Raw genomic sequence first — 17,381 nt, 5'->3', positions numbered from 1 at the left:
GGCCAGCCACCGTCCTTTTGGCATGATCAGGCCTTCCAGAATCAGTCACCCGCGCTTGCGCCGGTCGAGGGAGGTCGGCCCAGTGATCCTCACCGTCACGCTCAACACCGCTCTCGACATCACCTATCGGGTGCCGTCCCTACGGCCCCACGTCTCGCATCGGGTGACGGACGTGACGGAACGGCCCGGCGGGAAGGGGCTGAACGTCGCCCGCGTGCTCGCCGCCCTGGGCCACGAGGTCACGGTCACCGGTTTCGCGGGCGGCGCGACCGGCCGGGTGGTGCAGGATCAACTCACCCGCACGGCAGGGGTGGTGGACGCGCTCGTGCCGGTCGCCGGGGCCACCCGCCGCACGGTCGCCGTCGTCGACGCCCGCACCGGGGACACCACCCAGCTCAACGAACCCGGCCCGGTCATCGCACCGGCCGAGTGGTCGGCCTTCCAGGAGGCGTACGAGGTGCTGGTCGCCGACGCCGACGCGGTGGCCCTGTGCGGCAGCCTGCCGCCGGGGGTGCCGGTGGGCGCGTACGCGGGGCTCATACGCACGGCACGGGCCGCGGGGACGCCCGTCCTGCTGGACGCGAGCGGGGAGCCGCTGCGCCGGGGGGTCGCCGCCCGCCCCGACATCGTCAAGCCCAACGCCGACGAACTGGCCGAACTCACCGGCTCGCACGAGCCGTTGCGCGCCGCTCAGGACGCCCGGCGGCGCGGCGCGCAGTCCGTGGTGGCCTCTTTCGGGGCCGAGGGACTGGTCGCGGCGACTCCGGAGGGCCGCTGGCGGGCCGTTCCGCCCGCCCGGATCCACGGCAACCCGACGGGCGCGGGCGACTCGGCCTCCGCCGGACTGCTGTCCGGCCTGGTCGAACGCCTGCCGTGGCCGGACCGCCTGGCCCGCGCGCTGGCCCTGTCCGCCGCGACCGTACTGGCCCCGGCGGCGGGCGAGTTCGACCGCGCGGGCTACGAGGAACTGCTCGGCCGGATCAGGGTGACGGGCGAGGCCACGGCGGCCTGAACCCGAACCCGACGGCTCACTCCTTGACCTGACCCGCCTTCAGATACAGCTGGTCGAGCAGGACGTTGCACTTGTCGCCGTTCTGGCAGGACAGCGAGATCGTGTTGGTGCCCTTGGTGAAGCTGGGCCAGGCGTAGGTGGTCGTCCACCCCTTGGCGAAGTCGCCGTCGGCGGCCTTCGCGTAGTTCTTCATGCTCAGCTTGCTGCCGAAGGTCTTGCCGTTGATCGTGAGCGTCATGGCCTGGTCTTCGCCGGCCGTGCTGTAGTGCGCGAACAGGGTGTAAGTGCCGTCCGACGGGATGCCGTTGACCGTCCAGGTGACGGAGTTGCCGACCTGGTTGAGGTTGCCGACGTAGGTGCCGCCGTCCGCCTGCGCGCCCTCGACGTCCGAGGCCAGCGCGGCGGTGCCGCCGAGGTTGAGCGCCTTCGCGTCGACCGTCGGCAGTTCGGCCGTCTCCTCTTCTCCGGTGGACGACGCGCTGGGCGAGGCGCTCGTGGAGGCGGAGGGGGCGGTGGAGGTCTGGCCGCCGGCCTGGTCGTTGTCGCCCGTGTCGGAGTCGCCGTTGGCCATGGCCACCGCGATGCCGATCACGACGGCCGCGACCACCGCGACCGCGCCGATCAGCAGACCCTTGGTGTTGGGGCCGCGGCCGCGACCGCCGCCGCCCGGCATCGGCTGCTGCCGCCCGGTGGGGGGCCCGCCGAAGTTCTCGGGCGCCGCGTAGTTCGCGTTCGGCTGCCCGTACGCGCCCTGCTGCTGCGGGACCGTCGGCGGCTGTCCGTACTGCCCGTACTGCGCGGTCTGCTGCTGCGGCTGCTGCTGTCCGTACTTGCGCTCGCCGACCGCGCGCACCCGGCTGACCGAGTTCGGGTAGCCGTAGCCGCCGCCGGAGGGCGGCTGCGCGCCGTTGGCCTGGCCGTCGGCGTAGAGGTAGCCGAACGGGTCGTCGTCCTCGGGCGTGCTCGCGCCGTTGTTGCCGGGCGTCATCCCTTCGTACTCCTCAACAGGTGCGGGGCTGATGCAATGCAGGTTCAGAATGGCGGTTCAGAACAGCGAGCCTACCCGCTCTCACTGCCCCAAACAGGTGACTCGGCTCCCACACTGCGGCTGACCTGGGACTCATCCAGCGCGTCTGTGCTGTTTGGGACGAGATCGTTTCTCGACGTACATCCGCTCGTCGGCAGACTTCAGCACTTCGTCCGCGGTCATCCCGCAATGCGCCCAGCCGATGCCGAAGCTGGCCCCCACCCGCACGGCCCGGCCCTCGGCGCGGATCGGCTGGATGATCTCGTTGCGCAGCCGTACGGCGAGGTCGGCGGCGTCGGCGCGGCCGAGGCCGTCGGCGAGGATCACGAACTCGTCGCCGCCGAGCCGGGCGACCGTGTCGCCGTCGCGGACCTGGCGGGAGAGCCGGCGGGCGACCTCGATGAGGACCGCGTCGCCGGCGTTGTGCCCGAACCGGTCGTTGATCGACTTGAAGCCGTCGAGGTCGCAGAAGAGGACCGCGAGCCCCTTCGCGCCGTCGTCGACGCCGTCTTCCGGGGCGGCGGTGTGCACATGGTGGTCGTAGCCCTCGAAGGACTCGGGGCCGCCGGGGCGGTAGTCGAAGCCGTGGCCGCCTGCGTCGAAGGCGGCGTGGCCGTAGGCCGTGTCCATGGCGTCGACGGCCGCGGGGTGGGTGGACTGCGGGCGCTGACAGAGCCGGGCGGCCAGGCGCGAGCGCAGTTCGGCGGAGTTCGGCAGGCCGGTGAGGGAGTCGTGCGAGGCGCGGTGGGCGAGCTGGAGCTCGCGGCGCTTGCGGTCCTCTATGTCCTCGACGTGGGTGAGGAGGAAGCGGGGCCCGTCGGCCGCGTCGGCGACGACGGAGTTGCGCAGGCTGACCCAGACATAGGTGCCGTCCCGGCGGCCCAGTCGCAGTTCGGCGCGGCCGCCCTCCGCGGAGGTGCGGAGCAGGGTGCCTATGTCCTCGGGGTGGACGAGGTCGGAGAACGCGTAGCGGCGCATCGCGGAGGCGGGGCGGCCCAGCAGCCGGCACAGGGCGTCGTTGGTCCGGAGTATCCGTCCGTGCTGGTCACCGCCCATCTCGGCTATCGCCATGCCGGAGGGGGCGTACTCGAAGGCCTGCCGGAAGCTTTCCTCACTGGCGCGCAGGGCCTGCTGCTCGCGTTCGAGTCTGACCAGTGCCCGCTGCATATTCGCGCGTAGACGTGCGTTGCTGATGGCGATGGCGGCCTGGAACGTGTACATCTGCAGCGCCTCGCGGCCCCACGCGCCGGGCCGTCGGCCGTTGCGCGGCCGGTCCACGGACAGCACGCCGATCAGCTCTCCGCACGGGCCGCTGCTGCCGGGGGGCGCGGGCGTGTACATGGGCGCGAAGAGCCGGTCCGAGGGGTGCCACTCGTCCTCGAAGCGCGGCGCGGGCCCGTCGGTGTACCACTGCGGGACGTCGTCGTCGTCGAGGATCCAGCCCTCGCTGTGGGGTATGAAGATCAGATCACCCCAGGTCTCGCCCATGCCCAGGCGTCGGTCCCAGGACTCGCGCGAGCCCACCCGGCCGGTGATGAGCGCCTCGGCGGCCGGATTGCCGGCGAAGGCGGCGACGACGAGATCGCCGTCGGGGCGTACGAGATTGACGCACGCCAGTTCGAACCCGAGTGCCGTGACCACGCCGTCGGCGACCGTCTGCAAGGTGTCCGCCAGACTGCGGGCCGTGTTCATGTCGGCCATGGTCTGGTGCAGCTGTCGCAGGGACGCAAGACGGACGTACGGCTCCGACTCGGTCTCCATATGTTTCGCCCTCCCCCCGAGACTTCGCAGCGAATCAAGGGTTGTCTTCGGCGTAACGTCTTTTCTGGTGCTCTGTTGTCGGTGTGTGTCTCCTTGTGACGCCTCCGCAACTGAATCACAGCGCGCTGCCCACTCGGTACACAGGGTCAACAATTAGTGCCCCTTGTGACTCAAGTCACAGATGAAAACAGGGCTCTTGCGGGGGCTCTGGTGGGGCCCCAGAAAAACGGGAAGACACACGGGGAAAGGTCGGTCCGCGGTCCTAAGACCTTATCTCGGCCGGAGGTCGGGCTGCGGTCCGATGCGGCCGGCCCCGGACGGACACTAGCGTTCCCGACGTGCCCTCAGACGCCCTCAAGACCGTATCCGGGACCGTGCCGAAGTCTCCCCCCAGTCATGCTGAGGGAGTGAGCAACGACGAGTTCCGCGCCGCCATGTCCCGGCTCGCCGACGGCGTGGTCCTGGTGACCGCCCGGGAACCCTCGCTGGACCCGGACGACCCCCGCGCGCCCGTCGGCGAGGACGTCGGCATGACGGCGACGGCCTTTCTGTCGGTCTCCCTGGACCCGCCGCTGGTCCTGGTCAGCCTGCGGGTGGGCTCCCGCATGGACGACCTGCTCGACGAGCAGCCCCGATGGGCGGTGTCGGTGCTCTCCGAGAGCCAGCGGCACATCGCCGGCCGCTTCGCCATGAAGGGCCGCATCAGCGACCGCCTCCTCTTCGAGGACCTCCCGTACGTCCGCGGCGAGGCCTCCGGCGCGCCCCTGCTCGGCGGGGCCCTGGCGACCCTGGAGTGCCGCACGGAACAGACCGTTCCGGCGGGCGACCACACCCTCGTCATCGGCCGCGTGCTGACCGCGTCGGTACCGAGCGCGGAGGGCGGCCCGCTCGTCTATTTCCGGGGCCGTTACCGGCAGTTGGGCTGACGCGCGATCGGGGGCGCACAGCCAGGGGGCGCCGGAAATTCCGTGGCCGCCCGTCCGACAGCGCGCCTAGGGTGCCCGCATGACGCGTTCAACGCTCCGCCTGGAGGAAATAACCCCCCGGAATTTCGAGGCCGCGACCGGCATTCGCGTCCGCCCCGACCAGGAGTTCGCGGTCTCACCGGTCATGCAGTCCCTCGCCGAGGCATACGTCCACCCGGCCGGCGTCGCCTGGCCCCGCCTGATCATGGACGGCGACCGCCCCGTGGGCTTCCTGATGGCGTTCCTGGACATCGACTGGACCGGCGACGGGAACGAGGACGGATCCGGGAACGGAGCCGGGGAGGACCGCCTGATCCGCTCGGGACTGTGGCGGCTGAACATCGCCGCGGACGAACAGGGCCGCGGGTACGGCCGCTTCGCCGTGGAGTCGGTCGCGGCGGAACTGCGCCGCCGGGGAACCAGGGAGATGTACGTGACCTGGCACGAGGGCGAGAACGGTCCGGCGGACTTCTACCTGGGGCTGGGGTTCCGGAAGACGGACGAGAAGAGCGAGGGCGAAACGGTAGGAGTCCTCACCCTGACCCCCTCCTGACCGGCTGGCCGAGGGGGGCTCACCCTGACCGACTGGTCGACGGGGGGTCACCCCCAGTCGCCGCCACCACCGCCACCGCCTCCGCCGCCGCTCCTCCCCCGCCCCCGCTTGGTCTCCGACCGCTGCTTCTTCTCCCGCAGCCGGCGCTCGTTGATCCCGCGCGGGATCCGGGTCGGCCGGCGCGGCTTGGGCGGCGGGGCGGTGGCCTCGGCGAGGAGGGCGGCGAGGCGCACGGCGGCGGTCTCGCGGTTGCGCCACTGGGACCGGTGCTCGGAGGCGCGGACGGTGACGACGCCGTCGACGAGCCGCCCGGCCAGCCGCTGGAGCGCACGTGCCTTCCACACCTCGGGCAGCGCCTCGGTGCGGGCGAGGTCGAAACGGAGCTCCACCTGCGAGTCGCTGGTGTTGACGTGCTGCCCGCCCGGCCCCGAAGACCGCGAGAAACGCCACATGAGCTCGGCCTCGGGGAGGGAGACGGAGCCGCGGACGACATAGGGACCAGACATGTCCACCATGTTCCCGCCCGCCCGGCCCCGCGTCACGCGAATATCTCTTGGTAAAGAAAGTAAAGAAACGGGGAGTCGCGGGGAACCTTGGGCACCCTTCGCTGCGTTCATAGGGATAGCTGTAGCTTCGTACCCGCGCGAAGCCGTACACAACGAGGGAAGGACTCCCAACCATGGCTGTAAGCCTGTCCAAGGGTGGCAACGTCTCGCTCACCAAGGAGGCTCCGGGCCTGACCGCCGTCACCGTGGGCCTCGGCTGGGACGTTCGCACCACCACCGGCACGGACTTCGACCTCGACGCCTCGGCGATCGCGGTCAACCCCGAGGGCAAGGTGTACTCGGACGCCCACTTCATCTTCTTCAACAACAAGCAGACGCCGGACCAGACCATCGTCCACACCGGCGACAACCGCACGGGCGAGGGCGCGGGCGACGACGAGGCGATCAACGTCAACCTGGCCGGCCTCCCGGCCGACATCGAGAAGATCGTCTTCCCGGTCTCGATCTACGACGCGGAGAACCGCTCGCAGAACTTCGGCCAGGTCCGCAACGCCTACATCCGCATCGTCAACCAGGCCGGCGGCGCGGAGATCGCCCGCTACGACCTCTCGGAGGACGCGGCGACCGAGACGGCGATGGTCTTCGGCGAGCTGTACCGCAACGGCGCGGAGTGGAAGTTCCGCGCGGTCGGCCAGGGCTACGCGTCCGGCCTCGTCGGCATCGCCACGGACTTCGGCGTCAACGTCTGACCGACCCGCCCCGGCGCACGCGCCACAGGCAACGAGGCCCGGCCGGCCCACCCGGCCGGGCCTCGGCGCGTCTCATGCCTTCGGCGGCACACTCGCCGAAGCGGCTCCGGCCGGCCGCAGCGAGTCAAGGCGTGCCATCTCATCCTCCGAGAGCCGCAGCGCGCCGGCCGCCACGTTCTGCGCGAGGTGGTCCGGATCGCCGGTCCCCGGGATCGCCAGCACGTGCGGCCCCTGCTGCAAGGTCCAGGCCAGCCGGACCTGCGCGACGGACACGCCGTGCGCGCGGGCGACGGCGCCCACCGCCTCGTGGTCATCGGCAGCCGGACCCGCCTCGCGCCCGGCTCCGGCGATGGCGAAGAACGGGACGAAGGCGAGTCCGAGCTCACCGCAGAGCCGCAGCAGCGCCCGGTCCTCGCTCGACGCCCCGATCCCGTAGGGGTTCTGCACGCAGACGACCGGGGCGATGGCCCGGGCCTCGGCCAGTTGCGCGGACGTGACGTTGGAGACGCCGAGGTGGCGGACGAGCCCGGCATCGCGCAGTTCGGCCAAGGCGCCGAAGTGCTCGCCGATCGATCCGCTCCGCAGGCTCGGAGGCACCCGCAGGTTCACCACGTCCAGGTGATCGCGACCGAGTTGACGCAGGTTCTCCTCGACCTGGCCGCGCAACTGCGCCGGCGCGGCCCACCACCAGGCGCCCGAGGGATCACGTCCCGGCCAGACCTTCGTGGCAATGACCAGGTCCTCCGGGTACGGCCCCAGCGCCCGGTTGATCAGCTCGTTGGCGGAGCGCGTCGCCGAGAAGTAGTACGCGGCGGTATCGATGTGGTTCACACCGAGCTCGATCGCCCGCCGGAGCACGCGGATCGACCGATCGCGATCACGCAGTACGCCACCGCCGAAGGGCGCGGTACCCGTCAAACGCATCGCGCCGAACCCGACGCGGTTGACGATCCGGTCCCCAAGTCGCCAAGCACCCGTGGCAGGCACGGTGTCCGCCCCTGGACTCATCACATGAATCTCCTCTCGCGGTAAGGAACAAAGAACCGATGGGCGCGGCGCGTTCAGGTCGCTCGACAGCCGGGCCCCAGACATGACGAAAGCCTCCCCGGCGGATCTGAATCCGCACCGAGAAGGCTTGTGTGATGACCATCATTCTAACAGGCCGGGACGTCCACCAGCCGGTCCTCGGATACGGAGGCTCGTGAACCGTTCGAATCGGAACCAACGGTTCCGACCTGCCGTATCAGAGCCAGCAGGCTCATCGGAGACACCGCGAGCACGATGCCGGGAGCGTCACTCTCCCGAAGAAGGAGACGGGAGCCGGCGTGGGCGAGTTCGACGCAGTCTTCGCCGTCGACTCCGGAGAAGGACGACTTCTGCCAGTGAGCAGTCCGACGTATCGGTATGGGTGCAGCGCTCATAGCTCTCTCTCGATGTCGCGGATCAGCCGAAGGGACTCCTCGACGTCGAGCGCGGCACGGTCAGCCAGTTCGAACTGTGCCCGGTATTTGTCGAGTCCCGCTTCGGCGTGCACGATACGGCCGCCCAGGGCACTGTCGAGGCGGACCGTGTCCAACTCCTTCAGCACTCCACCCACGTACAGCACCGGCTGAGTCGCCTCGATGAACCCCTCGTAGGCGAAGGGGATTACTCGCACGGTCACGGTGGACCGCTCCGAGACCGCGCGCAAGTGTCCGAGTTGCGCCTGCGTGACCTCGCGGCCTCCGTACCGCATCCGCAGCGCGGCCTCGTGAACGAACGCCTCGAACGGAGGCGGATCGTCACGTTCGAGTACCTGGCTTCGCCGCACCCGGAACTCGACCCGCAGGTCCACGGCTTCAGCAGAGAGCGCGGGAATTCGGGTGCCGTGAATCGCCCGTACGTAGTCCGCGGTCTGCAAAAGTCCCGGCAGCGTCACCGTCTGAAGCGAACGCAGGAACATGGCTCGATGCTCAAGCTCGGCGACGTCGAGAAATCCCGAAGCGAGAGCTTCCCGGTACTCGTCCCACCACCCCCTGCCCCGCTCCTCGGCCATCGAGCAGAGCGCATCCACCAGCTCAAGGTTCGCCGCGCCGTAGTGCACGGCCAACTGCCGTACGCGCGCCGCACTGACACCCCAGCGGCCCGCCTCAATATGGCTGATCTGCGCCTGGTTGCCACCGAGCAGCGCGCCCGCCTCCGTCGTGGACAACCCCGCCACCTCACGCAACTTGCGCAGCTCTGCTCCCAACCGCGCCTGTCGAGCCGTCGGACTGCTCCTGGGAGGCATCCGTTCCCTTTCTGGTCGGCGGTCCACCCACACGAGTGGATTATCCGTCGCAGGTATGCGACGTCACATATCTGTGCCGTACCGTCCTTCTCATCGCATACCAAACGCCAGTAAACCCGCAGAGCAGCCGCCCGAGAGGCGACCAGGCCACGGTGGCGTCGCCGTACAACATTCCAACGAGGTCATGGAGTTGAAGACATGAACGCCCCGTTCACACCTCCGCAGATCTACCGCCTCCGTGCCCCCAACTCCCCCTCCAGTCCCAAGATCTGCCGGGATACCGTCGCTCTTCTCCTCCAAGCCACAGGTCACCCCGAACTCAGCGATACCGCACGCCTATTGGTCTCCGAGCTGGTGACCAACGTGAACCTGCACACCACGTCCCTCGCCGTCCGTCTCGAAGCCGTCGTACGCCACAACCGCGTCCACGTCCGCGTGTACGACGACGAACCGGCGTCTCCCCGGCAGCCCGCGGCCGATCCGGGACGAGAGCACGGACGCGGCTTACTCCTCGTCGAGGCGATGGCGCACGACTGGGGCGTCGGGTCGTCGCACCCCTCGGATTCATCCGGCCGGGGCGGCAAACACGTCTGGTTCGAGCTCTGAGGAGTTGCCGCGGCGGCGGTTGAGCACGTCGATCAGGGTGGCGAGGTCCGCCGCGCCCGCCGGGTCGTCCGCGTAGCGGGTGATGCAGAGGGGGCCGACCTCAGGGAGGACGACGTCCTCGCGGGCCAGGACGTGAACCAGGGTGAGCAGGGCCGCTCGGGCGTTGCCGTCCTCGAAGGGGTGGAAGAAGGCCACGTCAAGGTATGCACGGGCCGCGCGTGCCGCAAGCGGGAGGCCCGGGTCGATCGCCTCGCGCAGACAGGCGGCGAAGTCGGCCCGGGTGTGCGGGATCAGGGCGTAGCGCTCACGGCCGGCCTTGGCGTAGGCGTCGCCCGTGCGGAAACCGGGCCTCGCCGCTCCCGGTGCCTCGCCCAGCACCTCGCCCTGCCAGCCGGCCAGCAGCGCGAAGTCGAGCGGGGTGCGGCTTGCGGCGTCGGCGAGGGCCAGGACGTGGGCGCGGAGGAGGCGTTCGGCGCGGACGGGGTCCCGTCGGCGGACCGGTCCCGTGCACCAGGCGCGGAAGCCGTCGCGGCCGGGGAGCCCTCGGCCCAGTGTCGGTGCGCGCCGCCAGTCGACTTCCCGGCGCACCCGTCGCCAGACGGCCAGGCTGTCAGCGGCGGCGGTCATGGGACCCCCGGCCGGAGAGCCCACGGCCAGGGAACGCCCGGTCGTGGAACTCCTCGAGTGCCGCCCGCTCGCGGTGGTCCTGATACGGGAGTCGGCCGGTCAGGGCGACCGCCAGATCCTCGCCCACCGAATCGATCAGCGTGTTTCCGGGGTACGTCCAGCTCTCGAAGCGGCCGTCGATCGCGGTCCGCACCGCCCGCTCGGCCTCGCCAGGGTCCATGCCGGTGCTGACGAGGAACCAGGTCATCGTCAGCGCGGCCATCCCGTGCCAGCCGCCCTCCGCGCCGGAGTCCAGGACGCGTGTCACGAGCCGGACCGAGGCCCGTTCCAGATGCCAGCTGCGCTCCTCGGGGGAAGCCTCGGGGGACGGGGCCAACTCCTCGAAGATCTCGGCCAGTCGTTCCAGCCACTCCCGCCATTCCAGCAGGGCGGCGACGGCGCGGGTCGCCGTCGCGTCAGGGGTGGTCACCGAGGTCTCCCCGGTCACCCAACTGCCGATGACCCCGCCGTACCGGTAGCACCAGTTCCAACCGGTGGCCCAGTTCCCGTAGCGCTCCTGGATGATCGCTTCCACCTGGTACTCACACCAGCGCTCGCCCTCCCACCAGCCCGCCATCCCGGAGAGCACGGGCGGAACCCACTCCCGGATCAGAGCGCTGAGCGTGGCCTCCTCGTCCTCGTCCCACGCAAAGGGGTGACGGGCCGGATCGAGTTCATCCCAGGTCAGCCACCGCGCGAAGACGCGCGACACGCGGTTCTCCGGGAACGGCAAGGTGTCTCGGTTGTACGCCAGGGCTGGGCTCTCCCACTCTTCGGCGGACATGGGGAGACCCCAGAATCCCGAACACTGCTGGAGACTTCAAACAGATTAAATGCCCGGGTCGCCCGACTCCCCCGCCCCGCCACCCTGTATCCCGCTACCGGGATTCATTCGCAGTGCTCCGGCCTTCAGGCCGGGGGTGAAGCGAATCCTGTGGTCGCGACGCGGAGTGTCGCGGTGGCGTTCCGGCGGAGCCGGACCCTGCTCCCGACGGTGACAGATCGCTCACATGTTCCCGGTGACGACGTGGGTTCGACTTGCCTAGTGTGATCGTCATGCAGCTCCGGTACGCCTTCAGGTTGTACCCCGATGCCCCCCAGCGGACCGCGCTGGCCAGGGCGTTCGGGTGCGCCCGTGTCGTGTTCAACGACGCGGTCCGCGCCCGTGAAGACGCCCGGAAGGCCGGACAGTCGTTTCCGACGGCCGGGGAACTGTCCACGCGCCTGATCACCGAGGCGAAACGGACAGCCGGGCGGTCCTGGCTGGGCGAGGTCTCCGCGGTGGTGCTCCAGCAGTCCCTGCGGGACGCCGAGACCGCGTACCGCAACTTCTTCGCCTCTCTCAAGGGCACCCGTAAGGGCCGTAGGCTCGGCCCGCCCCGCTTCAAGTCCCGCAAGGACGCCCGGCAATCGGTCCGGTTCACCGCCAACGCCCGCTGGAACATCACCGGCGGCAACCGTCTGAGCCTGCCGAAGATCGGCGCGGTGAAGGTGAAGTGGTCCCGCACCCTGCCTTCCACCCCTACCTCCGTCACCGTCATCAAGGACGCCGCCGGCAGGTATTTCGCGTCCTTCGTCATCGACACCGACCCTGCTGCCGACCAGGCCCGCATGCCTCGGACCGACGGCACCATCGGCATCGACCTCGGCCTGAACCACTTCGCCGTCCTGTCCGACGGCACGAAGATCGACTCCCCGCGCTTCCTGCGGCGCGCGGAGAAGAAACTGAAGAAGGCCCAGCGGGAGGTGTCCCGCAAGCAGAAGGGATCGAAGAACCGGGCCAAGGCCCGCCTGAAGTTCGCCCGCGCCCACGCCAAAGTCGCCGACGCCCGCCGCGAGTTCCACCACAGGCTCTCCACGAAGCTGATCTCCGAGAACCAAGGGATTGCCGTGGAGGACCTGTCGGTGGCGGGACTGGCCCGCACGAGGCTGGCCAAGTCCGTGCACGACGCGGGCTGGGCGTCGTTCATCCGCATGCTGGAATACAAGGCCGAACGTTACGGCCGCACCCTGGTCACGATCGGCCGGTTCACGCCGACCTCCCAGACCTGCTCCACCTGTGGTGCCGTGGACGGACCCAAACCCCTAAATGTGCGGGAATGGACCTGTAGCGCCTGCGGCATCAAACACGACCGGGACACCAACGCCGCGATCAACGTGAAGACGGCCGCCGGACTGGCGGTATCGGCCTGCGGAGCGCCGGTAAGACCAGAACCTGTTCTGGCACAGCGCGAAGAAACAGGAAGCCATGGATTCCCGACCGAACCCCGTGCCGCGTAGCTGCACAGCAACCAGTCGAGAAGGCCGAATCCTCACCCTTCAGGGTGAGGAGCATGTCAACCTGCGCCCATGCTTCTGGAGCCGCTCCCCCTCACCCCCGACCGCGACATCCCCGGCCCGCTCCTCACCGAGCTCACCGCCCTCTACGCCTCCGACCGTGACTTCCAGGCGCTCAGCGGGGACTTTCCCGATCCGGACGACATCCGCCCCGAGCAGGTGGCGGCAGCGCTGGCCGAGGAGTTGGCGAATCCGGACATCGAGGTGCTACTGGCCCGCAGCCAGGGGCGGCTCGTCGGAGTGGTGATCCTCCTCGCCCGGCACCCCGACCCCGCCGATCCCGATCCATGGATCGGCCTGCTGATGGTCGACGCGGGTGTCCAGGGCCAGGGCTACGGTCGCCGGATCGTCGAACAGATCGAGGACCGGTTCCGGGACGACGGCCGGATGGGCGTACGGCTCGCCGTCCTGGACGCCAACCCCAAGGGGCTCGCCTTCTGGACCGCCCTCGGCTACGAGATCGTCGACCGCCGAGCCGACCTTCAACTCGGCCGCCCCTGCGCCGTGTTGCGCAAGCCGATCCGCAGGATCCGGCACGCCGCACGCGTCGTCGTCCTGGACCCCGACGGCGCGGTCTTCCTCTTCCGCTACGACAGCGAGGACTCCGGTGTGCACTGGGCGCTGCCCGGCGGCGGCCTGGACGAGGGCGAGACCCCGGCCGAGGGAGCCCTGCGCGAACTGCGCGAGGAAACAGGGTGGACGGATCTGACGCTCGGCCCGCTGCTGCACGTGTGGGAGCACGACTTCACCCGCGTCAGGATCCTCGTCCACCAGATCGACCGCATCTACCTCGCCCACGGTCCGCGCCGGGAGCCCACCGGCCCGCATCTCGCCGCCTCCCACACCTCGGACGGCATCCTCGACTGGCGCTGGTGGAGCCGCGAAGAGCTGCGCAGCCCCGCCGAACCGGTGTGGCCCCCCGAACTGGCGCAACTGCTCGACGACTTCACCGCTCAAGCCGACTGAGGTCCGGCTTCCCGGCCCCGTACAGCCAGTCGGACCAGATCGACGTGAAGTCGTGCTCCGGCACCGCCCGTTCCACATACGCCGTGAAGTCGTCCGTGCTCGCGTTGCCATGGCGATGGGCGGCGGCCCAGCCCTGCACGAGGTCGTAGAAGGCGTCGTCGCCGACCGTCTGCCGGATCCGGTGGATCACCATCGCGCCGCGCTGGTAGACGGGAGCGGCGGAGATCTGCGCGGCGGTGGTCGGCCGCCCCGGCGGAAACTCCCACAGATCCTCGTACGTCTCCTCCCCCTCTTCGTAAAGGCCGGTGAACGTCTGCTCGGCAGTGGCGCCGCCCTCGTCCTCCGTCCACAACCACTCGGCGTAGGTCGCGAAGCCCTCATTGAGCCACATGTCCCGCCAGGTCTTCGGCGTGACGGAATCCCCGAACCACTGGTGGGCCACTTCATGGACGAGGGTGAGCGTGTCGGGCGCGCCGGGGTAGACCGGGCGGCTCTGGGTCTCCAGGGCATAGCCGAAGTCCTCGGGCCGGTCGACGATCGCGCCGGTGGAGGAGAACGGGTACGGCCCGAAGTTGTACACCGCCCACTCCATGGCCTCGGGCAGCCGAGCCAGCACCGCCCGGCTCGCGGCCGTCTGCGACGGGTCGACCGCCACGTACACCGGCAGCCCGCCCTCCTCGATGACGGACCGGGTGACGGTGTACCGACCGATCGCGACCGTCGCCGCGTAGCTCGCCATCGGCTCGGCGGTGTGCCAGGTGAAGGTCGTGCGGCCGTCGTCCGTGGCCTTCTCGCTCCTCAACTCGCCGTTGGAGACGGCGGTCAGACCCTCCGGAACGGTGACGGCGATGTCGTACGACGCCTTGTCGGAGGGGTGGTGGTTGCCGGGGAACCAGGCCATGGACCCGGTCGGCTCGCCCAGCGCCAGCGCCCCGTCCGCGGTCCGCAGCCAGCCCTCCTTCGAGCCGTCCGGGTCGGTGATCGTCTCCGGGCTGCCGGAGTAGCGGACCCGCACCTCGAAGGTCTCGCCCTCGGGCAGCGTGTCGGCCGGGCGGACGACCAACTCCTGACCGCTGCGGCTCCAGCGGGCCCGGTCGCCGTCGACGGTGACGTCCGTGACGTCCAGGCCGGCGAGGTCGAGCTGAAAGGAGGAGAGCTCCTGCTCGGCGCGAGCGGTGATCGCCGCCGTGGCCGTAAGCACCGGCGAGTCACTGCCCGGGACGTACGCAAGCGTGAGGCCATAGTGGGAGACGTCATAGCCACCATTGCCCGCCTTGGGAAAGTACGGATCACCGACGCCCGACGCCCCTGGGGCCGCATGATCGCCGCCACCCGAGCAGGCCGTGAAAAGAAGGGCCACACAGACAACAGCGGCCGGGACGGAACGCATGGATCGGGACACATCAGCGATCCTACGAGGGCATGACACCATCACCTCGTGCTCGACATCGGCTACGCCCTCTCCAACCGCTTCCCGGACCCGCCGCAGATGGACTACCGGCGCGCGGACGTCCACACCCTGCGCCACGACCTGTTCTGCGGCGACGTCTATCTCGCCGACACCAAGGCGGACCGCGAGGTGTCCACAGCCTGGGGATGGGTGCCGGTGCTGGACTTCGCGTGGGCGCTGTGCGACATCGTGGAGCAGGTCGACCAGGATCCCGCGGGCTCCCGCGCCTCCCGCCCCCAGCACGCGGAACTGGACTTCACAGAGTCCACCGACCGCATGCTCTTCGAGCGCCGCTTCGGCTGGGTGGACATCGAGGCCGACTGGATGCCGCCGGAGGAGCCCGCGCTCACCTTCTCCCACGCCGAACTCCGCCGCGAGGCCCGCGACTTCCTCCACGACCTCCTGGCCGACCTGACCGACCTCCACGAAGACCTGGCCGAGAACCCGGCGATCTGGACCCTCCAGGCCCGCTTCCCCAGGATCGGCTAGGCGCTCCGCTGGACGTGCCGCGATGTGCCGTCATTCCACTGCGGCGCCATCGTGGCTGGTCGCGCAGTTCCCCGCGCCCCTTCAGGGCGCTGCCGAACCGCAGCCGACTTCGCCCGACCCGCTCAGCCCCACCGTCACGTAACCCCTGGCCCTGTCACCTCAGCGCTCGCCCCGTCACCTCCCCCCTCCACCCTGATCCCCAGCTGCGCCGCCAGCACCGGTGCCAGATCCAGCAGTTGAGCCGTGCTGATCACCGCGCCCGCCAGCCGGTCGACGCCCGCCGCGATGCCGAGTTCCACGGCTCCGCGCAGGTCGACGTCGATCAGGGTCGCCGCGGTGAAGTCCGCCGCCTTGACCGCGCAGTCGACGAACTCGACCCGCTCCAGCCGCGCCGCGCCGAAGTCCGGCTCGACGAGCACGCACCCCTGGAACACGACGTCCCGCAGCCGCGCCTGCCGCAGGTTCAGGAAGTCGATCTTGCCGCCACGGATCAGCACCCGCTCCAGCACGGCCCCGTGCAGCTGGGTGCCGCCCAGACGGGCGTCGACGATCTCGACGTCCCGCAGGCTCGCGTCCGCCAGGTCCGTGCCGACGCCCCGGACGCCGGTGAGCACCGAGTCGAGGACGCGGGCGCTCTTGAGGCCCGTGCCGTCCAGCGCGCAGTCCGTCAGCGCGCAGTCCATGAAGCGGGCTCCCACGCCGTCCTGCCCGGTGAGGTTCAGTTCGCGGAACTCCAGGCCGTCGTAGTCCCCGTCCGGCTCCAGCTCCCCTCCCTCGAAGGGCACCGGCTCCGGAAGCCGTATCTCCGGCCGCCGGGCCGCCTTCACGCCCGTCCCTCCTCCGCCGCCGCCGCTGCCACTGCCCCGTCCGCCCGCCCGCGCACCCGCTCGCCTCGCCATGCCCCCCATCCTGCACCCCACCACTGACAATGCCGCCGACCATGACCCCTGACCCCGACCCTGACCCCGACCTTGACCTCAAGCGAGCTTGAGGTTGAAGGCTGGTGCACATGTACGCCATCCGCCTCCACACCTTCGGACCCGCCGAGAACCTCAGCTACGAGGAGGTCGAGGACCCGCTCCCCGCCCCCGGCCAGGTCCGTGTCGCCGTCCGGGCCGCCGGCGTCCACCTCATGGACGCCGCCCTGCGCGAGGGCTTCCAGGGGCCCGCCCCCACCCCGACGCCCCTGCCCACGATCCCCGGCCGCGAGGTCGCCGGGGTCGTCGAGGCGCTCGGCGAGGGCGTCCCGTCCGCCTGGCTCGGCAGGCGCGTCGTCGCCCACCTCGGTTTCGTGCCGGGCGGCTACGCCGAACTCGCCGTCACCGACCTCGAACGCGTGCACGAGATCCCGGCGAACCTGGACGACGCCCAGGCCGTCGCGATGATCGGCACCGGCCGTACGGCGCTGGGGATCCTGCAGTTCGCCGAGCTCGGGCCCGACTCCGTCGCCGTGGTGCCCGCGGCCGCCGGCGGTATCGGCACGCTGCTCGTGCAGTACGCCAGGAACGCGGGCGCGACGGTCGTCGGGCTGGCCGGGGGGCCTGCCAAGACGGCGCGGGTCCGGGCGAACGGCGCCGATCTCGCCGTCGACTACACGGACACCGGCTGGCCCGCGAAGCTCCGCGCCCACCTGGACGGCCGGGCCGCAACGGTCGTCTTCGACGGGGTGGGCGGGGAGGTCGCCCGCGAGGCCGTCGGTCTCCTCGGCCCGGGTGGGAGTCATCTCGTCTTCGGCTGGTCCGCCGAAGGCATCCGCGACGGACGGGGCCACTTCGTCGAGGGCGTGTCGAAGTCCGTGCTCGGGCCGGTGATGACCGAGAGGGCGGGCGGCCTGCGCGCCCTCGAACTGCGCGCCCTCGCCGAGGCCGCCGCGGGCCGGCTGACCCCGGCCGTGCAGACCTTCCCGCTCGCCGAGGCCGCCGCCGCGCACCGGGCGCTGGAGACGCGCGCAACGACCGGCAAGGTGGTGCTGACGACGGCTCTGCGGCCGGTCTGAACAGCACGGAGGGGACGACCGCGCGGCCG

Annotated in this window: 19 protein-coding genes; 9 read left to right on the top strand and 10 right to left on the bottom strand. The window is 70.4% G+C overall.

What is annotated here, in order from left to right; all coding sequences use genetic code 11:
- Positions 1 to 82: 82 nt before the first annotated feature.
- Positions 83 to 1,012: a 1-phosphofructokinase family hexose kinase gene (locus tag ACWCPF_RS06945; RefSeq protein ID WP_451043917.1), complete on the top strand. Its 930-nt coding sequence runs from the start codon at positions 83 to 85 to the stop codon at positions 1,010 to 1,012.
- A 16-nt stretch (positions 1,013 to 1,028) separates the two neighbouring features.
- Here the strand turns inward: ACWCPF_RS06945 and ACWCPF_RS06940 are convergent, their stop codons facing one another.
- Complete coding sequence (locus ACWCPF_RS06940) at positions 1,029 to 2,000, bottom strand: carbohydrate-binding protein (RefSeq protein WP_451043916.1); 972 nt, start codon at positions 1,998 to 2,000, stop codon at positions 1,029 to 1,031.
- Between the two features lie 132 nt (positions 2,001 to 2,132).
- Positions 2,133 to 3,800 carry a diguanylate cyclase CdgB gene (cdgB, locus tag ACWCPF_RS06935; RefSeq protein ID WP_451043915.1) on the bottom strand — a complete coding sequence of 556 codons (1,668 nt, stop codon included), beginning with the start codon at positions 3,798 to 3,800 and terminating at the stop codon, positions 2,133 to 2,135.
- Between the two features lie 407 nt (positions 3,801 to 4,207).
- Here cdgB and ACWCPF_RS06930 point away from each other — a divergent pair, with 407 nt between their 5' ends.
- Positions 4,208 to 4,726, top strand: a complete 519-nt coding sequence (locus ACWCPF_RS06930; protein ID WP_451043914.1) for a flavin reductase family protein — start codon at positions 4,208 to 4,210, stop codon at positions 4,724 to 4,726.
- A gap of 79 nt (positions 4,727 to 4,805) precedes the next feature.
- Entirely contained in the window at positions 4,806 to 5,318 is a 513-nt protein-coding gene (locus tag ACWCPF_RS06925) for a GNAT family N-acetyltransferase (protein ID WP_451043913.1), read from the top strand.
- Positions 5,319 to 5,365: 47 nt separating this feature from the next.
- Here the strand turns inward: ACWCPF_RS06925 and arfB are convergent, their stop codons facing one another.
- Positions 5,366 to 5,833, bottom strand: coding sequence for an alternative ribosome rescue aminoacyl-tRNA hydrolase ArfB (gene arfB / locus ACWCPF_RS06920; RefSeq protein ID WP_451043912.1), 468 nt, complete (start codon positions 5,831 to 5,833; stop codon positions 5,366 to 5,368).
- 164 nt (positions 5,834 to 5,997) lie between these two features.
- Here arfB and ACWCPF_RS06915 point away from each other — a divergent pair, with 164 nt between their 5' ends.
- Positions 5,998 to 6,573, top strand: coding sequence for a TerD family protein (locus ACWCPF_RS06915; RefSeq protein WP_451043911.1), 576 nt, complete (start codon positions 5,998 to 6,000; stop codon positions 6,571 to 6,573).
- Positions 6,574 to 6,645: 72 nt separating this feature from the next.
- Here ACWCPF_RS06915 and ACWCPF_RS06910 read toward each other — a convergent pair whose 3' ends face one another.
- The 3 genes from ACWCPF_RS06910 to ACWCPF_RS06900 form a co-directional block, all read right to left on the bottom strand.
- Complete coding sequence (locus tag ACWCPF_RS06910) at positions 6,646 to 7,581, bottom strand: aldo/keto reductase (RefSeq protein WP_451044225.1); 936 nt, start codon at positions 7,579 to 7,581, stop codon at positions 6,646 to 6,648.
- 146 nt (positions 7,582 to 7,727) lie between these two features.
- The gene (locus ACWCPF_RS06905; protein ID WP_451043910.1) at positions 7,728 to 7,994 is read right to left on the bottom strand and encodes a DUF397 domain-containing protein; all 267 of its coding nucleotides are present in this window, start codon (positions 7,992 to 7,994) and stop codon (positions 7,728 to 7,730) included.
- Complete coding sequence (locus tag ACWCPF_RS06900; RefSeq protein ID WP_451044224.1) at positions 7,991 to 8,842, bottom strand: helix-turn-helix domain-containing protein; 852 nt, start codon at positions 8,840 to 8,842, stop codon at positions 7,991 to 7,993. The genes ACWCPF_RS06905 and ACWCPF_RS06900 overlap by 4 nt, the downstream gene beginning before the upstream one ends.
- Positions 8,843 to 9,040: 198 nt before the next feature.
- On the opposite strand from ACWCPF_RS06900, the gene ACWCPF_RS06895 reads away from it, so the two are divergent.
- Complete coding sequence (locus ACWCPF_RS06895; RefSeq protein ID WP_451043909.1) at positions 9,041 to 9,448, top strand: ATP-binding protein; 408 nt, start codon at positions 9,041 to 9,043, stop codon at positions 9,446 to 9,448.
- Here the strand turns inward: ACWCPF_RS06895 and ACWCPF_RS06890 are convergent.
- A complete protein-coding gene (locus tag ACWCPF_RS06890; protein ID WP_451043908.1) occupies positions 9,407 to 10,075 on the bottom strand; it encodes a Fic family protein in 669 nt (222 codons plus the stop codon). The genes ACWCPF_RS06895 and ACWCPF_RS06890 overlap by 42 nt on opposite strands.
- Positions 10,059 to 10,898: a hypothetical protein gene (locus ACWCPF_RS06885; protein WP_451043907.1), complete on the bottom strand. Its 840-nt coding sequence runs from the start codon at positions 10,896 to 10,898 to the stop codon at positions 10,059 to 10,061. The genes ACWCPF_RS06890 and ACWCPF_RS06885 overlap by 17 nt, the downstream gene beginning before the upstream one ends.
- A 272-nt stretch (positions 10,899 to 11,170) precedes the next feature.
- On the opposite strand from ACWCPF_RS06885, the gene ACWCPF_RS06880 reads away from it, so the two are divergent.
- On the top strand, positions 11,171 to 12,394 hold the full coding sequence (locus ACWCPF_RS06880) for an RNA-guided endonuclease InsQ/TnpB family protein (protein ID WP_451043906.1): 1,224 nt from the start codon (positions 11,171 to 11,173) through the stop codon (positions 12,392 to 12,394).
- Positions 12,395 to 12,463: 69 nt separating this feature from the next.
- Complete coding sequence (locus ACWCPF_RS06875; protein ID WP_451043905.1) at positions 12,464 to 13,417, top strand: GNAT family N-acetyltransferase; 954 nt, start codon at positions 12,464 to 12,466, stop codon at positions 13,415 to 13,417.
- On the opposite strand, the gene ACWCPF_RS06870 is transcribed toward ACWCPF_RS06875, so the two are convergent.
- Entirely contained in the window at positions 13,398 to 14,849 is a 1,452-nt protein-coding gene (locus tag ACWCPF_RS06870; RefSeq protein ID WP_451043904.1) for a M1 family metallopeptidase, read from the bottom strand. The genes ACWCPF_RS06875 and ACWCPF_RS06870 overlap by 20 nt on opposite strands.
- A 6-nt stretch (positions 14,850 to 14,855) precedes the next feature.
- Between ACWCPF_RS06870 and ACWCPF_RS06865 the strand changes: the two genes are divergently transcribed.
- Positions 14,856 to 15,356 (top strand): hypothetical protein, encoded by a 501-nt coding sequence (locus ACWCPF_RS06865; RefSeq protein ID WP_451043903.1) that lies wholly within the window; start codon positions 14,856 to 14,858, stop codon positions 15,354 to 15,356.
- Positions 15,357 to 15,490: 134 nt separating this feature from the next.
- Here the strand turns inward: ACWCPF_RS06865 and ACWCPF_RS06860 are convergent, their stop codons facing one another.
- The gene (locus ACWCPF_RS06860) at positions 15,491 to 16,255 is read right to left on the bottom strand and encodes a pentapeptide repeat-containing protein (RefSeq protein WP_451043902.1); all 765 of its coding nucleotides are present in this window, start codon (positions 16,253 to 16,255) and stop codon (positions 15,491 to 15,493) included.
- Positions 16,256 to 16,365: 110 nt separating this feature from the next.
- Here ACWCPF_RS06860 and ACWCPF_RS06855 point away from each other — a divergent pair, with 110 nt between their 5' ends.
- On the top strand, positions 16,366 to 17,352 hold the full coding sequence (locus tag ACWCPF_RS06855) for a zinc-binding dehydrogenase (protein ID WP_451043901.1): 987 nt from the start codon (positions 16,366 to 16,368) through the stop codon (positions 17,350 to 17,352).
- Positions 17,353 to 17,381 lie beyond the last annotated feature (29 nt).

The organism is Streptomyces sp. NPDC001858, from assembly GCF_053594615.1.
This window is presented reverse-complemented; position numbering and strand designations above follow the sequence as displayed.

Excerpts from the sequence above, each read along its gene's own strand:
- ACWCPF_RS06940 (WP_451043916.1), bottom strand. The coding sequence starts at position 2,000 with ATGACGCCCGGCAACAACGGCGCGAGCACGCCCGAGGACGACGACCCG.
- cdgB (WP_451043915.1), bottom strand. The coding sequence starts at position 3,800 with ATGGAGACCGAGTCGGAGCCGTACGTCCGTCTTGCGTCCCTGCGACAG.
- ACWCPF_RS06925 (WP_451043913.1), top strand. The coding sequence starts at position 4,806 with ATGACGCGTTCAACGCTCCGCCTGGAGGAAATAACCCCCCGGAATTTC.
- arfB (WP_451043912.1), bottom strand. The coding sequence starts at position 5,833 with ATGGTGGACATGTCTGGTCCCTATGTCGTCCGCGGCTCCGTCTCCCTC.
- ACWCPF_RS06915 (WP_451043911.1), top strand. The coding sequence starts at position 5,998 with ATGGCTGTAAGCCTGTCCAAGGGTGGCAACGTCTCGCTCACCAAGGAG.
- ACWCPF_RS06910 (WP_451044225.1), bottom strand. The coding sequence starts at position 7,581 with ATGAGTCCAGGGGCGGACACCGTGCCTGCCACGGGTGCTTGGCGACTT.
- ACWCPF_RS06905 (WP_451043910.1), bottom strand. The coding sequence starts at position 7,994 with ATGAGCGCTGCACCCATACCGATACGTCGGACTGCTCACTGGCAGAAG.
- ACWCPF_RS06900 (WP_451044224.1), bottom strand. The coding sequence starts at position 8,842 with ATGCCTCCCAGGAGCAGTCCGACGGCTCGACAGGCGCGGTTGGGAGCA.
- ACWCPF_RS06895 (WP_451043909.1), top strand. The coding sequence starts at position 9,041 with ATGAACGCCCCGTTCACACCTCCGCAGATCTACCGCCTCCGTGCCCCC.
- ACWCPF_RS06890 (WP_451043908.1), bottom strand. The coding sequence starts at position 10,075 with ATGACCGCCGCCGCTGACAGCCTGGCCGTCTGGCGACGGGTGCGCCGG.
- ACWCPF_RS06885 (WP_451043907.1), bottom strand. The coding sequence starts at position 10,898 with ATGTCCGCCGAAGAGTGGGAGAGCCCAGCCCTGGCGTACAACCGAGAC.
- ACWCPF_RS06880 (WP_451043906.1), top strand. The coding sequence starts at position 11,171 with ATGCAGCTCCGGTACGCCTTCAGGTTGTACCCCGATGCCCCCCAGCGG.
- ACWCPF_RS06875 (WP_451043905.1), top strand. The coding sequence starts at position 12,464 with ATGCTTCTGGAGCCGCTCCCCCTCACCCCCGACCGCGACATCCCCGGC.
- ACWCPF_RS06870 (WP_451043904.1), bottom strand. The coding sequence starts at position 14,849 with ATGGTGTCATGCCCTCGTAGGATCGCTGATGTGTCCCGATCCATGCGT.
- ACWCPF_RS06860 (WP_451043902.1), bottom strand. The coding sequence starts at position 16,255 with ATGGCGAGGCGAGCGGGTGCGCGGGCGGGCGGACGGGGCAGTGGCAGC.
- ACWCPF_RS06855 (WP_451043901.1), top strand. The coding sequence starts at position 16,366 with ATGTACGCCATCCGCCTCCACACCTTCGGACCCGCCGAGAACCTCAGC.